This is a genomic window from Enterobacter mori LMG 25706 (assembly GCF_000211415.1).
Lineage (GTDB): Bacteria > Pseudomonadota > Gammaproteobacteria > Enterobacterales > Enterobacteriaceae > Enterobacter > Enterobacter mori.
Map to the genome: position 1 here is coordinate 497,176 of NZ_GL890775.1, position 12,253 is coordinate 509,428.

Genomic DNA, 12,253 nt, shown 5'->3' on the forward strand with positions numbered 1-12,253 from the left:
AAGGAGCTGAATATGTGGTATTTCGCATGGATTTTAGGGACGCTTCTTGCCTGCGCATTTGGTGTCATCACTGCCCTGGCGCTTGAGCACGTCGAAGCGACCAAAGCGGGTGAAGAAAAACACTAATGAATATTATCGCAACGTTATATGCGGTAATGGACAAGCGCCCGTTACGGGCGCTTTCTTTAGTGATGGCATTACTGCTGGCGGGCTGCATCTTCTGGGACCCGTCGCGCTTTGCGGCAAAGACCAGCGAACTTGAGATCTGGCACGGCTTCCTCATCATGTGGGCGGTGTGCGCAGGGGTCATTCACGGCGTGGGCTTTCGTCCGAAAGCCGTTCACTGGCAGGGAATTTTCTGCCCGCTGATTGCCGATTTGGTTCTCCTTGCTGGTCTGATTTTCTTCTTCTTCTGAATAAGAAATGTCCTATAACGATATGGGCTTACCCGAGCCCATAAAAATTTACTCTCCGTTTACTTTCTCCCATTCCAAACCATCATTCCCGCGCGTATAGTAGCGAAGTTTAAAAGCTCTAACTTTTGTTGCATTACTGGGATGTAAAGTGAATACAACGCTGTTTCGATGGCCGGTTCGTGTCTACTACGAAGATACCGATGCCGGTGGTGTGGTCTACCACGCCAGCTACGTTGCTTTTTATGAACGGGCACGCACAGAGATGCTGCGCCATCATCACTTTAGTCAGCAGGTGCTGTTGGCTGAGCGAGTTGCCTTCGTGGTACGCAAGATGACGCTTGAGTATTTTGCGCCTGCCAGACTTGACGATATGCTCGAAGTCCAAACTGAAATTACATCAATGCGCGGAACCTCACTGGTTTTCACGCAGCGGATAGTCAATGCAGAGAACACCGTACTGAACTCAGCTGAAGTACTGATTGTTTGTGTTGATCCAACCATAATGAAGCCTCGTGCGCTTCCTAAGTCTATTGTCGCGGAGTTTAAGCAGTGACTGACATGAATATCCTTGATTTGTTCCTGAAGGCTAGCCTTCTGGTTAAACTTATCATGTTGATTTTGATTGGTTTTTCAATCGCATCCTGGGCCATCATTATCCAGAGAACGCGTATTCTTAATGCCGCTGGCCGTGAAGCCGAAGCGTTTGAAGACAAGGTTCTGGTCGGGTATCGAACTTTCTCGTCTGTACCAGGAAAGCCAGGGGCGCCGTGATAATCTTTCAGGCTCCGAACAACTTTTCTATAGCGGATTCAAAGAGTTTGCCCGCTTACATCGCGCGAATAACCACGCGCCGGAAGCGGTAGTAGAAGGTGCATCGCGTGCGATGCGCATTTCCATGAATCGCGAACTGGAAACCCTTGAGACCCACATTCCGTTCCTCGGCACTGTGGGTTCCATCAGTCCGTATATCGGTCTGTTTGGTACCGTGTGGGGGATCATGCACGCCTTTATCGCGTTAGGCGCGGTGAAGCAGGCGACGTTGCAGATGGTTGCGCCGGGTATCGCTGAAGCACTGATTGCGACCGCTATCGGTCTGTTTGCGGCAATCCCGGCGGTTATGGCTTACAACCGTCTGAACCAGCGCGTGAACAAACTGGAACTGAACTACGACAACTTTATGGAAGAGTTCACCGCGATTCTGCACCGTCAGGCGTTTACCAGTACCGAGAGCAACAAGGGGTAAACCATGGCCAGATCGCGTGGACGAGGTCGTCGCGAGCTCAAGCCCGAAATCAATATCGTTCCACTGCTGGACGTACTGCTGGTACTGCTGCTGATCTTTATGGCGACAGCGCCCATCATTACCCAGAGCGTGGAAGTTGATCTGCCGGATGCGACAGAATCACAGGCGGTAAGCACCAATGACGATCCTCCGGTCATCATTGAGGTTTCCGGTGTAGGGCAGTACAGCGTAGTGGTCGAGAAAGATCGTATGGATCAACTGCCGCCCGAGCAGGTTATTGCTGAAGCGCAACGACGCCTGGAGTCAAATCCGAAAACGGTCTTCTTAATCGGTGGCGCAAAAGACGTGCCTTACGATGAAATTATTAAAGCGCTGAACTTGCTACATAGTGCGGGCGTTAAGTCTGTTGGCTTAATGACTCAGCCTATTTGATCATCTGCGTAGTTTTTGGGAACCGATAGTGTCAAAGGCAACCGAACAGAACGACAAGCTTAAGCGAGCGATAATCGTCTCCGCAGTGCTGCACGTTATTCTTTTTGCAGCGCTGATCTGGAGTTCGTTCGACGAGCACATTGATGCATCAGCTGGCGGCGGTGGGGGGTCTTCCATCGATGCCGTCATGGTGGATCCCGGTGCGGTAGTGCAGAACTATAATCGTCAGCAACAGCAGCAGGCGAGCGCAAAACGTGCTGAAGAGCAGCGTGAAAAACAGGCGCAACAGCAAGCGGAAGAACTGCGTGAAAAGCAGGCCGCGGAGCAGGAGCGTCTGAAGCAGCTTGAGAAAGAGCGTTTGCAGGCGCAGGACGCGGCGAAAGAGCAGGCTGAGCAGCAGAAACAGGCTGAAGCCGCAGCGAAGAAAGCGCAAGAACAGCAGAAACAGGCGGAGGAAGCTGCGGCCAAAGCCGCTGCGGATGCGAAAGCACAGGCAGATGCGCAGGCTAAATTAGCCGCAGACGCTGCGAAGAAAGCCGCTGCTGACGCTCAGAAGAAAGCTGAAGCGGAAGCCGCGAAGAAAGCCGCTGCTGATGCTCAGAAGAAAGCCGAAGCGGAAGCCGCGAAGAAAGCCGCTCAGGAAGCAGAGAAGAAAGCTGCTGCCGAGGCGGCGAAGAAAGCGGCTGCTGCCGAGAAAGCCGCAGCTGAAAAAGCGGCCGCCGCAGAAAAAGCCGCAGCCGATAAAAAAGCTGCAGCCGCGAAGGCCGCTGCCGATAAGAAAGCAGCCGCCGAAAAAGCCGCTGCGAAAAAGGCTGCTGCCGCTGAAAAAGCTGCCGCTGCTGCAGGCGTTGACGATCTGCTGGGCGATCTCAGTTCAGGTAAGAATGCACCGAAAACGGGTGGCGGAGCGAAAGGAAACAACGCAGCGCCGTCTGGAAGTGGTAACACTAAGAGTAACGGTGCATCAGGCGCTGAAATCAACGGTTATGCCGCGCAGATTAAATCCGCTATCGAAAGCCGATTTTATGATGCGTCTTCCTACACCGGTAAAACGTGTACGCTGCGTATAAAACTGGCGCCGGATGGGATGCTGCTCGATATTCAGTCTGAAGGTGGCGATCCAGCCTTATGTACTGCTGCACTGGCTGCAGCGCGTCAGGCGAAGATGCCAAAACCGCCTTCTCAGGCCGTGTATGAAGTCTTTAAAAATGCGCCACTGGACTTCAAACCTTAAGTTACATTTTCCCCGTGCAAACGGGGGAAAATAGACCAGGTTTAGTCACAGGGTTCAGGTAGTTTTGTCTATTTGAGTTTGTTAACATTCTGCTAAATTATCGTGGGTAAGGTTACCCAGATAAGGGAGATATGATGAAGCAGGCATTACGTGTAGCATTTAGTTTTTTAATGCTGTGGGCAGCTGTGCTGCATGCAGAAGTACGTATCGAGATCACCCAGGGGGTGGACTCGGCGCGCCCAATCGGCGTTGTTCCGTTCCAGTGGGCTGGCCCGGGTGCGGCGCCTGAAGACATCGGCGGCATTGTAGCCGCTGACCTGCGTAACAGCGGCAAATTCAACCCATTAGATCGTTCTCGCCTGCCACAGCAGCCGGGCACTGCGCAGGAAGTACAGCCTGCGGCGTGGTCTGCGCTGGGTATTGATGCGGTCGTGGTCGGTCAGGTAACGCCTGCCCCAGACGGTGGCTACAACGTGGCTTATCAGCTGGTCGATACCGGCGGTGCGCCAGGTACCGTTCTGGCTCAGAACACTTATAAAGTGAACAAGCAGTGGCTGCGCTATGCGGGCCACACCGCAAGTGACGAAGTGTTTGAGAAGCTGACCGGTATTAAAGGTGCATTCCGTACTCGTATCGCTTACGTCGTTCAGACCAACGGCGGTCAGTTCCCGTATGAGCTGCGCGTTTCTGACTACGATGGCTACAACCAGTTCACCGTTCACCGTTCTCCACAGCCGCTGATGTCTCCGGCGTGGTCTCCTGACGGTTCCAAACTGGCCTACGTAACCTTCGAAAGCGGTCGTTCTGCGCTGGTTATCCAGACTCTGTCTAACGGTGCCGTGCGTCAGGTTGCGTCGTTCCCACGTCACAACGGTGCGCCTGCGTTCTCTCCGGATGGCTCAAAACTGGCCTTTGCCCTGTCTAAAACCGGTAGCCTGAACCTGTACGTGATGGACATCGGTTCTGGTCAGATTCGTCAGGTGACGGATGGCCGTAGCAACAACACCGAACCAACCTGGTCCCCGGACAGCCAGCACCTGGCCTTCACGTCCGACCAGGCCGGTCGTCCACAAGTTTATAAAGTGAATATCAACGGCGGAGCGCCGCAGCGTATTACCTGGGAAGGTTCTCAGAACCAGGATGCTGACGTCAGTGCCGATGGTAAAACGATGGTAATGGTTAGTTCTGCGGGTGGTCAGCAGCACATTGCCAAACAAGATCTGGTAACGGGTGGCGTGCAAGTTCTCTCGTCAACGTTCCTGGATGAAACGCCAAGTCTGGCACCTAACGGCACGATGGTAATCTACAGCTCTTCTCAGGGGATGGGATCTGTGCTGAATCTGGTTTCTACAGATGGGCGTTTCAAAGCGCGTATTCCGGCAACTGATGGACAGGTAAAATCACCTGCCTGGTCGCCGTATCTGTAAATAATAATTAATTGATTACTAAAGGAATCTTAGAAATGCAACTGAACAAAGTGCTGAAGGGGCTGATGATCGCTCTGCCTGTAATGGCAATCGCAGCGTGTTCTTCTAACAAGAACGCAAGCAATGACCAGAGCGGTGAAGGCATGATGGGTGCCGGCACCGGTATGGACGCTAACGGCAATGGCAACATGTCTTCTGAAGAGCAAGCGCGTCTTCAGATGCAGCAGCTGCAGCAGAACAACATCGTTTACTTCGATCTGGATAAATACGACATCCGTTCTGATTTCGCTGCGATGCTGGATGCTCACGCTAACTTCCTGCGTAGCAACCCGTCTTACAAAGTCACCGTAGAAGGTCACGCGGACGAACGTGGTACTCCAGAGTACAACATCTCCCTGGGTGAACGTCGTGCTAACGCTGTTAAAATGTACCTGCAGGGTAAAGGCGTTTCTGCTGACCAGATCTCCATCGTTTCTTACGGTAAAGAAAAACCTGCAGTATTGGGTCACGACGAAGCGGCTTACTCCAAAAACCGTCGTGCCGTACTGGTTTACTAAGAGAATGGCATGAGCAGTAACTTCAGACATCATCTCATGAGTCTGTCGTTACTGGTTGGAATAGCGGCCCCCTGGGCCGCTTTTGCTCAGGCACCAATCAGTAGTGTCGGCTCAGGCTCGGTAGAAGACCGGGTCACTCAACTCGAGCGTATTTCTAACGCTCACAGTCAGCTTTTAACCCAACTCCAGCAGCAGCTTTCCGATAACCAAAATGATATTGACTCCCTTCGCGGCCAGATCCAGGAAAGCCAGTATCAGTTGAACCAGGTTGTGGAACGCCAGAAGCAGATCTTACTGCAGATGGATAGCCTGAGTAGCGGTGGTGCAGCAGCACAGCCTGCAGCGGGCGACCAAAGCGGTGCAGCAACAGCGACACCTGCTCCGACAGGAGATGCGTCAGCCTCTTCAGGCGCGCCTGTACAGAGCGGTGACGCGAATACTGACTACAACGCGGCTATCGCCCTGGTACAGGACAAATCTCGCCAGGACGACGCTATCGTTGCGTTTCAGAACTTCGTGAAGAAGTACCCTGATTCCACTTACCAGCCAAATGCGAACTACTGGCTCGGTCAGCTGAATTACAACAAGGGTAAAAAGGACGATGCGGCGTTTTATTTTGCCTCAGTGGTGAAAAATTACCCGAAATCGCCAAAAGCGCCGGATGCGATGTATAAGGTCGGCGTGATCATGCAGGACAAAGGTGACACTGCGAAGGCCAAAGCAGTGTATCAGCAGGTTGTCACAAAATTCCCGGGTACCGAAGGTGCCAAACAGGCGCAAAAACGTCTGAGTTCGATGGGATGATTATCGCATGACCAGAAATCGTGTTATTTCTGGTCGTGCCGCATGATTCGTAAGCAGTTAAGTGATCTTCATCGAAATTTTTGTTGCGCAGAATTCTTAAATCAGTAATATATGCCGCCGTTGCCACGGGATATCAAACAACGTGAAAACAGCGTAAAAGTGGGTCGTTAGCTCAGTTGGTAGAGCAGTTGACTTTTAATCAATTGGTCGCAGGTTCGAATCCTGCACGACCCACCAATTTTAATGTCTTACTCGAGACATTAAACGTGAAGGATAACGTTGCTTCAGCAACGGCCCGTAGGGCGAGGCGAAGCCGAGTCATCCTGCACGACCCACCACTTTCCGGTGGTACCGAGTAAAAATCTTCGAAGTCAGCACCCGAATGGGTCGTTAGCTCAGTTGGTAGAGCAGTTGACTTTTAATCAATTGGTCGCAGGTTCGAATCCTGCACGACCCACCACTGTACAAACGCGCCCTAAAGGCGCCTTTTTGCTATCTGTAGTTTCTGTAGGTCGGGTAAGGCGAAGCCGCCACCCGACAAATGCTTTCTACACCTATTTCCGGTGACTTTTCCCCTCAAATTCGCTATCTTGTTTAGTATATAAAACACAATTGCCGACCGTTTTGCTATGTTGCGCAAAAGAAAGGCAATATTGTTAAGCCAGTAAAACGAGAAGCCATTATGAGCGTGATGTTTGATCCTGAAGCCGCAATCTATCCTTTTCCTCCAAAGCCTGTCCCGCTGAGTCAGGATGAAAAACAGTTCTACCGCGAGAAGATCAAGCGTCTTCTCAAAGAACGAGATGCGGTAATGGTGGCCCATTACTACACCGACCCGGAAATCCAGCAGCTGGCGGAAGAGACCGGCGGGTGTATTTCTGACTCACTGGAGATGGCACGCTTCGGTGCAAAACATCCCGCTTCCACGCTGCTGGTCGCTGGCGTGCGCTTTATGGGTGAAACGGCAAAAATTCTCAGCCCGGAAAAAACTATTCTGATGCCGACGCTCAACGCAGAGTGTTCTCTCGATCTCGGCTGCCCTGTTGAGGAATTCACCGCGTTCTGCGATGCCCATCCTGACCGCACCGTGGTGGTCTATGCCAATACGTCTGCGGCGGTAAAAGCCCGCGCAGACTGGGTGGTGACCTCCAGCATCGCCGTTGAACTGATTGAACATCTGGATAGCCTGGGCGAGAAAATTATCTGGGCGCCTGACCGCCATCTCGGTAATTACGTTCAGAAGCAAACCGGCGCAGATGTTCTCTGCTGGCAGGGCGCATGTATCGTTCACGACGAATTTAAGACTCAGGCGCTGACGCGTATGAAGGCGCTGTACCCGAAAGCGGCCATTCTGGTGCATCCAGAGTCGCCTCAGTCGATTGTCGATATGGCCGATGCGGTTGGCTCAACCAGCCAGCTTATCAACGCGGCCAGGACGCTGCCTCACAAGCAGCTTATCGTGGCTACCGATCGCGGTATCTTTTACAAAATGCAGCAGGCGGTGCCGGAAAAAGAGCTACTCGAAGCGCCAACCGCAGGCGAGGGGGCAACGTGCCGCAGCTGTGCGCACTGCCCGTGGATGGCGATGAACGGCCTGAAAGCGATTGCCGAAGGGCTCGAGATGTGCGGGGAAGCGCATGAAATTCATGTTGATGCGGCGTTGCGGGAAGGTGCGTTAATTCCGCTTAACCGCATGCTGGATTTTGCGGCTACACTACGTACTTAACTTATTCAGAACCGGGGAAAAGATGGATTTTTTTAGCACGCAAAACATTTTGGTTCATATACCGATTGGTGCGGGTGGCTATGACCTGTCATGGATTGAAGCCGTTGGCACGCTGGCGGGGTTACTCTGTATTTGGCTGGCGAGCCTGGAGAAGATCAGCAATTACGCGTTCGGGCTGATTAACGTCACGCTGTTTGCGATTATCTTCTTCCAGATCCAGCTCTACGCCAGCCTGCTATTGCAGCTTTTTTTCTTTGCCGCCAATATTTACGGCTGGTACGCGTGGTCGCGTCAAAACAGCCAGCAGGAAGCCGAGCTGCAGATCCGCTGGCTGCCGCTGCCGAAAGCCATCGCCTGGCTTGTCGCCTGCGTGGCGGCCATTGGTTTGATGACCGTTTATATCAACCCGGTGTTTGCGTTTCTGACGCGCGTTGCTGTTTCGGTCATGTCCGGACTCGGTTTGAGCGTCACGATGCCTGAACTCCAGCCGGATGCCTTCCCATTCTGGGATTCCTGCATGATGGTGCTGTCGATTGCGGCGATGATCCTGATGACCCGAAAATATGTCGAGAACTGGCTGCTGTGGGTCATCATCAATGTCATTAGCGTGGTGATTTTCGCCCTGCAGGGCGTCTATGCCATGTCGCTGGAATATCTGCTGCTAACCTTCATTGCCCTGAACGGCAGCCGTATGTGGATTAACAGCGCGCGTGAGCGAGGCTCTCGCGCGCTTTCCCACTAATTGTGATGATGTGAATGGCCGGACTGCGCCTCGTTCAGGTGGCAGTCTGGCCCGCTACAGGGCTGATACTCCATCTGGATCGTTGAATGGGCAATCTCATAGTGATGTTCCAGAAAATGCTGGATACGTTCGAGCAGCGCGTCGTGATCGTGGGGTGGGATCACCTGAACGTGCAGCGTCATGACCGGCTTTTCTCCTACCAGCCACACGTGAACGTGGTGGACGTTTCGCACCTCCGGAATCGAGCGGCTCAGATTTCGTCTCAGCTCACCAATGTCAATTGACGTGGGGGCACCTTCCAGCAACTCATTGACGCTCTCTTTCAACAGCCGCCAGGCGCTGCGTAGCACCAGACAGGAGACGAGCACCGAAAGAATCGGGTCGATGGGTGTCCATCCCGTCCCGAGAATAATCAGCGCAGCCACAATCGCCCCAACGGAGCCGAGCAGATCCCCCAGAACATGCAATGCCGCGGCACGCACATTGAGATTCTTTTCCCCGCTGCCGCGATGCAAAATCCAGAACGCCAGAATATTGGCTATCAGACCCGCTATTGCGATGACCATCATGGTGGTTCCGGCGACGGGCTGCGGGTGTCTGAAGCGCTGAACGGCTTCCCAGACGATCAGGATGGTAATTACCACCAGCGCAATTGCGTTAACGAAAGCGGCAAGCGTAGTGAGCCTGAGCCAGCCAAACGTGTGGCGAGCATTGGGTGGACGGCGTGAGAACTGGACGGCGAGCAGAGCAAACAGCAGGGCAGCCGCATCGGTAAGCATATGTCCCGCATCTGCCAACAGGGCCAGAGAACCTGAGATTATCCCCCCAATGACCTCGATAACCATAAACGTTGCCGTGACGCCAAACGCCAACAGCAGCCGTTTGGCATTCTCATCGCCGGAGGTGGGGGAAGGGGAGTGTGTGTGTGCCATGTCATCTTTCCTGATTTGTTATTATTTTTAGTGTAGCGTTTTTAAGAGCTTAAATAAAAAAGGAGAGCACGCGCTCTCCTTTATTCAGATTACTCAGCGTTACTGCGTGGTACCGTCAGTTTTGGTATCCGCATCACTGCCGACTTTGTCATTTGGATCCGGACAGCGGCCGTCTTTACACATGGAGTTTTTGTGCACTTCATCTTTGGTCATGCCGTCGTGATTCATCGTGCCGGAATCCGTACCATTGGGATGTAGCATGGTGCCGCCGGTTTGGGTATTTCCGGAATTGATCTGGCTGTTATCGACATTATTTGGCGCGATGTTTTGTTTAGCATCAGGGGCGACCTGGCCAGCAGCGGCGGCTGCATTAGCATCGCCGTTGCTGTCTGATGAGCCCGTGTCAGCGGCCAGGACGCTACCGCTTGCCAGGGTGAGTGTGGCGGTCAGAAAGAGAGTTGCCAGTTTCGTCATTTTCATCATGCTGCTCCTGTTCTTTTCGTTACGCTGGATAACATTCTCCAACAGTGCATCGTGTTCAAAGGCGAAAGATTCCAGCATACGGACTTACGTCAGTATGGAATCGTGTTTAATCACACAAAAATGGTTGTTACAGTTAAAAAGCTTAGGTTAGATCTCATTTTTCGCTATTTTGTGGCGATTTTTAGGCGAATTCCAGGAATTATCTGCGCGAAGTGTAAAAGCCCGTTTACACTTCCTGGCCGACAAGTTAGATTGAAAGCATTGCTTTCACTACTAAAGATATGGCAGAGCCGGAAAGAAGATGAATTATCAGAACGACGATTTACGTATTAAAGAGATCAATGAGTTATTACCTCCTGTAGCACTCCTTGAAAAATTCCCCGCCACTGAAAATGCTGCAAATACGGTGTCTCATGCCCGCAAAGCGATCCACAAGATCCTGAAAGGCAGCGACGATCGTCTTCTGGTGGTGATTGGCCCGTGCTCTATTCACGACCCTGCGGCCGCGAAAGAGTATGCTGCCCGCCTGCTCACCTTGCGTGAAGAGCTGAAAGGCGAGCTGGAAATCGTGATGCGCGTCTATTTTGAAAAACCGCGCACCACCGTGGGCTGGAAAGGGCTGATTAACGATCCGCATATGGATAACAGCTTCCAGATCAACGACGGTCTGCGCATTGCCCGCAAGCTGCTGCTGGAAATCAACGACAGCGGCCTACCTGCCGCGGGTGAGTTCCTGGACATGATTACGCCACAATACCTGGCAGACCTGATGAGCTGGGGCGCAATTGGTGCCCGCACCACGGAATCTCAGGTTCACCGCGAGCTGGCGTCCGGCCTCTCTTGTCCGGTTGGCTTTAAAAACGGCACTGACGGCACCATTAAGGTGGCTATCGACGCCATTAACGCAGCGGGCGCGCCACACTGCTTCCTCTCCGTGACCAAATGGGGTCATTCCGCCATCGTGAATACCAGCGGTAACGGCGACTGCCATATCATTCTGCGCGGCGGCAAAGAGCCAAACTACAGCGCAAAACACGTTGCGGAAGTGAAAGTCGGGCTGGAAAAAGCCGGACTGTCGCCGCAGGTGATGATCGACTTCAGCCACGCCAACTCCAGCAAGCAGTTTAAAAAGCAGATGGAAGTGGGGGCAGACGTTTGCCAGCAGATCGCCAGCGGTGAGAAAGCGGTGATCGGGGTGATGATTGAAAGCCATCTGGTTGAAGGTAACCAGAATCTGGAAGGCAGTGAACCGCTGGTTTACGGTAAGAGCGTCACCGATGCCTGTATTGGCTGGGACGATACCGATGCCATCCTGCGTCAGCTGGCGAATGCGGTAAAAGCGCGTCGCGGCTGAGTCCTCAGGCACAAATAAAAAAGCGCGGAAGGCTCCGCGCTTTTTTTATGCCTTGCGAAAATTACTTCGCTTTACCCTGGTTCGCGACAGCCGCTGCTTTCGCTGCGATCTCGTCCGCGTTACCCAGATAGTAATGTTTGATTGGTTTGCAGTTTTCGTCGAACTCATACACCAGCGGTACGCCAGTTGGGATGTTCAGCTCGAGGATTTCGTCTTCACCCATGTTGTCCAGGTATTTCACCAGCGCACGCAGGGAGTTACCGTGAGCGGCGATGATCACGCGCTCACCGCTTTTCAGGCGTGGCAGAATGGTTTCATTCCAGTAAGGCACAACGCGGTCGATGGTCAGCGCCAGGCTTTCAGTTTGTGGCAGTTCTGCGTCGGTCAGTTTAGCGTAACGTGGGTCGTGACCCGGGTAGCGCTCGTCATCTTTGGTCAGCTCAGGCGGGGTTACCGCGAAGCCGCGACGCCACTGTTTAACCTGCTCGTCGCCATATTTCTCAGCGGTTTCCGCTTTGTTCAGACCCTGCAGCGCACCGTAGTGACGCTCGTTCAGTTTCCAGGATTTCTCAACCGGCAGCCAGGCCTGATCCAGTTCGTCCAGCACGTTCCACAGGGTGTCGATGGCACGTTTCAGCACAGAGGTGTAAGCAAAATCAAAGGTGAAGCCTTCATCCTTCAGCAGTTTACCTGCCGCTTTGGCTTCGCTTACGCCTTTCTCAGACAGATCAACGTCGTACCAACCGGTGAAGCGGTTTTCGTTGTTCCACTGGCTTTCGCCGTGGCGCACCAGAACCAGCTTAGTTACAGCCATATCGTACTCCTCATAAGCTTTATTGAATGATAACAATTCTCATTATATTGCCGTGGACGTGCCAGCAGCAACGCTTAACCCTAACCATA

The 12,253-nt window shown here is 52.9% G+C and carries 14 protein-coding genes, 2 tRNA genes and 1 pseudogene; 14 read left to right on the forward strand and 3 right to left on the reverse strand.

Annotated features, from left to right (window positions below; translation table 11 throughout):
- The first annotated feature begins 12 nt into the window (after window positions 1-12).
- The 13 genes and pseudogenes from cydX (at window position 13) to pnuC (ending at window position 8,581) form a co-directional block, all read left to right on the forward strand.
- Window positions 13-126, forward strand: a complete 114-nt coding sequence (gene cydX, locus ENTMO_RS24580) for a cytochrome bd-I oxidase subunit CydX (protein WP_003858598.1) — start codon at window positions 13-15, stop codon at window positions 124-126.
- Window positions 126-416 (forward strand): cyd operon protein YbgE, encoded by a 291-nt coding sequence (ybgE, locus tag ENTMO_RS0107395; protein WP_010428735.1) that lies wholly within the window; start codon window positions 126-128, stop codon window positions 414-416. Before cydX ends, ybgE begins: the two co-directional genes overlap by 1 nt.
- 148 nt (window positions 417-564) lie before the next feature.
- On the forward strand, window positions 565-969 hold the full coding sequence (gene ybgC / locus ENTMO_RS0107400; RefSeq protein ID WP_003858593.1) for a tol-pal system-associated acyl-CoA thioesterase: 405 nt from the start codon (window positions 565-567) through the stop codon (window positions 967-969).
- A pseudogene (gene tolQ / locus ENTMO_RS23940) lies at window positions 966-1,659 on the forward strand (Tol-Pal system protein TolQ). The gene ybgC and the pseudogene tolQ overlap by 4 nt, the downstream one beginning before the upstream one ends.
- Window positions 1,660-1,662: 3 nt before the next feature.
- Window positions 1,663-2,091 (forward strand): colicin uptake protein TolR, encoded by a 429-nt coding sequence (gene tolR / locus ENTMO_RS0107410; RefSeq protein WP_010428737.1) that lies wholly within the window; start codon window positions 1,663-1,665, stop codon window positions 2,089-2,091.
- 28 nt (window positions 2,092-2,119) lie between these two features.
- Entirely contained in the window at window positions 2,120-3,325 is a 1,206-nt protein-coding gene (gene tolA, locus ENTMO_RS0107415) for a cell envelope integrity protein TolA (protein ID WP_010428739.1), read from the forward strand.
- A 134-nt stretch (window positions 3,326-3,459) separates the two neighbouring features.
- Entirely contained in the window at window positions 3,460-4,752 is a 1,293-nt protein-coding gene (gene tolB / locus ENTMO_RS0107420) for a Tol-Pal system beta propeller repeat protein TolB (protein ID WP_010428740.1), read from the forward strand.
- A gap of 35 nt (window positions 4,753-4,787) precedes the next feature.
- A complete protein-coding gene (gene pal, locus ENTMO_RS0107425) occupies window positions 4,788-5,309 on the forward strand; it encodes a peptidoglycan-associated lipoprotein Pal (protein WP_003858578.1) in 522 nt (173 codons plus the stop codon).
- Window positions 5,310-5,318: 9 nt separating this feature from the next.
- Window positions 5,319-6,113 (forward strand): cell division protein CpoB, encoded by a 795-nt coding sequence (gene cpoB / locus ENTMO_RS0107430; protein ID WP_010428743.1) that lies wholly within the window; start codon window positions 5,319-5,321, stop codon window positions 6,111-6,113.
- A gap of 161 nt (window positions 6,114-6,274) precedes the next feature.
- A tRNA-Lys gene (locus ENTMO_RS0107435) sits at window positions 6,275-6,350 on the forward strand.
- A 147-nt stretch (window positions 6,351-6,497) separates the two neighbouring features.
- Window positions 6,498-6,573: transfer RNA gene (locus ENTMO_RS0107440), tRNA-Lys, on the forward strand.
- 222 nt (window positions 6,574-6,795) lie between these two features.
- Window positions 6,796-7,839 (forward strand): quinolinate synthase NadA, encoded by a 1,044-nt coding sequence (gene nadA / locus ENTMO_RS0107445; RefSeq protein ID WP_010428745.1) that lies wholly within the window; start codon window positions 6,796-6,798, stop codon window positions 7,837-7,839.
- 22 nt (window positions 7,840-7,861) lie between these two features.
- Window positions 7,862-8,581, forward strand: a complete 720-nt coding sequence (pnuC, locus tag ENTMO_RS0107450) for a nicotinamide riboside transporter PnuC (RefSeq protein WP_010428749.1) — start codon at window positions 7,862-7,864, stop codon at window positions 8,579-8,581.
- Here the strand turns inward: pnuC and zitB are convergent.
- Entirely contained in the window at window positions 8,578-9,513 is a 936-nt protein-coding gene (zitB, locus tag ENTMO_RS0107455) for a CDF family zinc transporter ZitB (protein ID WP_010428751.1), read from the reverse strand. The two genes, pnuC and zitB, sit on opposite strands and share 4 nt — an antisense overlap.
- A 99-nt stretch (window positions 9,514-9,612) precedes the next feature.
- Complete coding sequence (locus ENTMO_RS0107460; RefSeq protein WP_029485008.1) at window positions 9,613-9,993, reverse strand: YbgS-like family protein; 381 nt, start codon at window positions 9,991-9,993, stop codon at window positions 9,613-9,615.
- A gap of 304 nt (window positions 9,994-10,297) precedes the next feature.
- Here ENTMO_RS0107460 and aroG point away from each other — a divergent pair, with 304 nt between their 5' ends.
- Window positions 10,298-11,350: a 3-deoxy-7-phosphoheptulonate synthase AroG gene (aroG, locus tag ENTMO_RS0107465; protein WP_010428756.1), complete on the forward strand. Its 1,053-nt coding sequence runs from the start codon at window positions 10,298-10,300 to the stop codon at window positions 11,348-11,350.
- 61 nt (window positions 11,351-11,411) lie between these two features.
- On the opposite strand, the gene gpmA is transcribed toward aroG, so the two are convergent.
- A complete protein-coding gene (gene gpmA, locus ENTMO_RS0107470; protein WP_010428758.1) occupies window positions 11,412-12,164 on the reverse strand; it encodes a 2,3-diphosphoglycerate-dependent phosphoglycerate mutase in 753 nt (250 codons plus the stop codon).
- Window positions 12,165-12,253 lie beyond the last annotated feature (89 nt).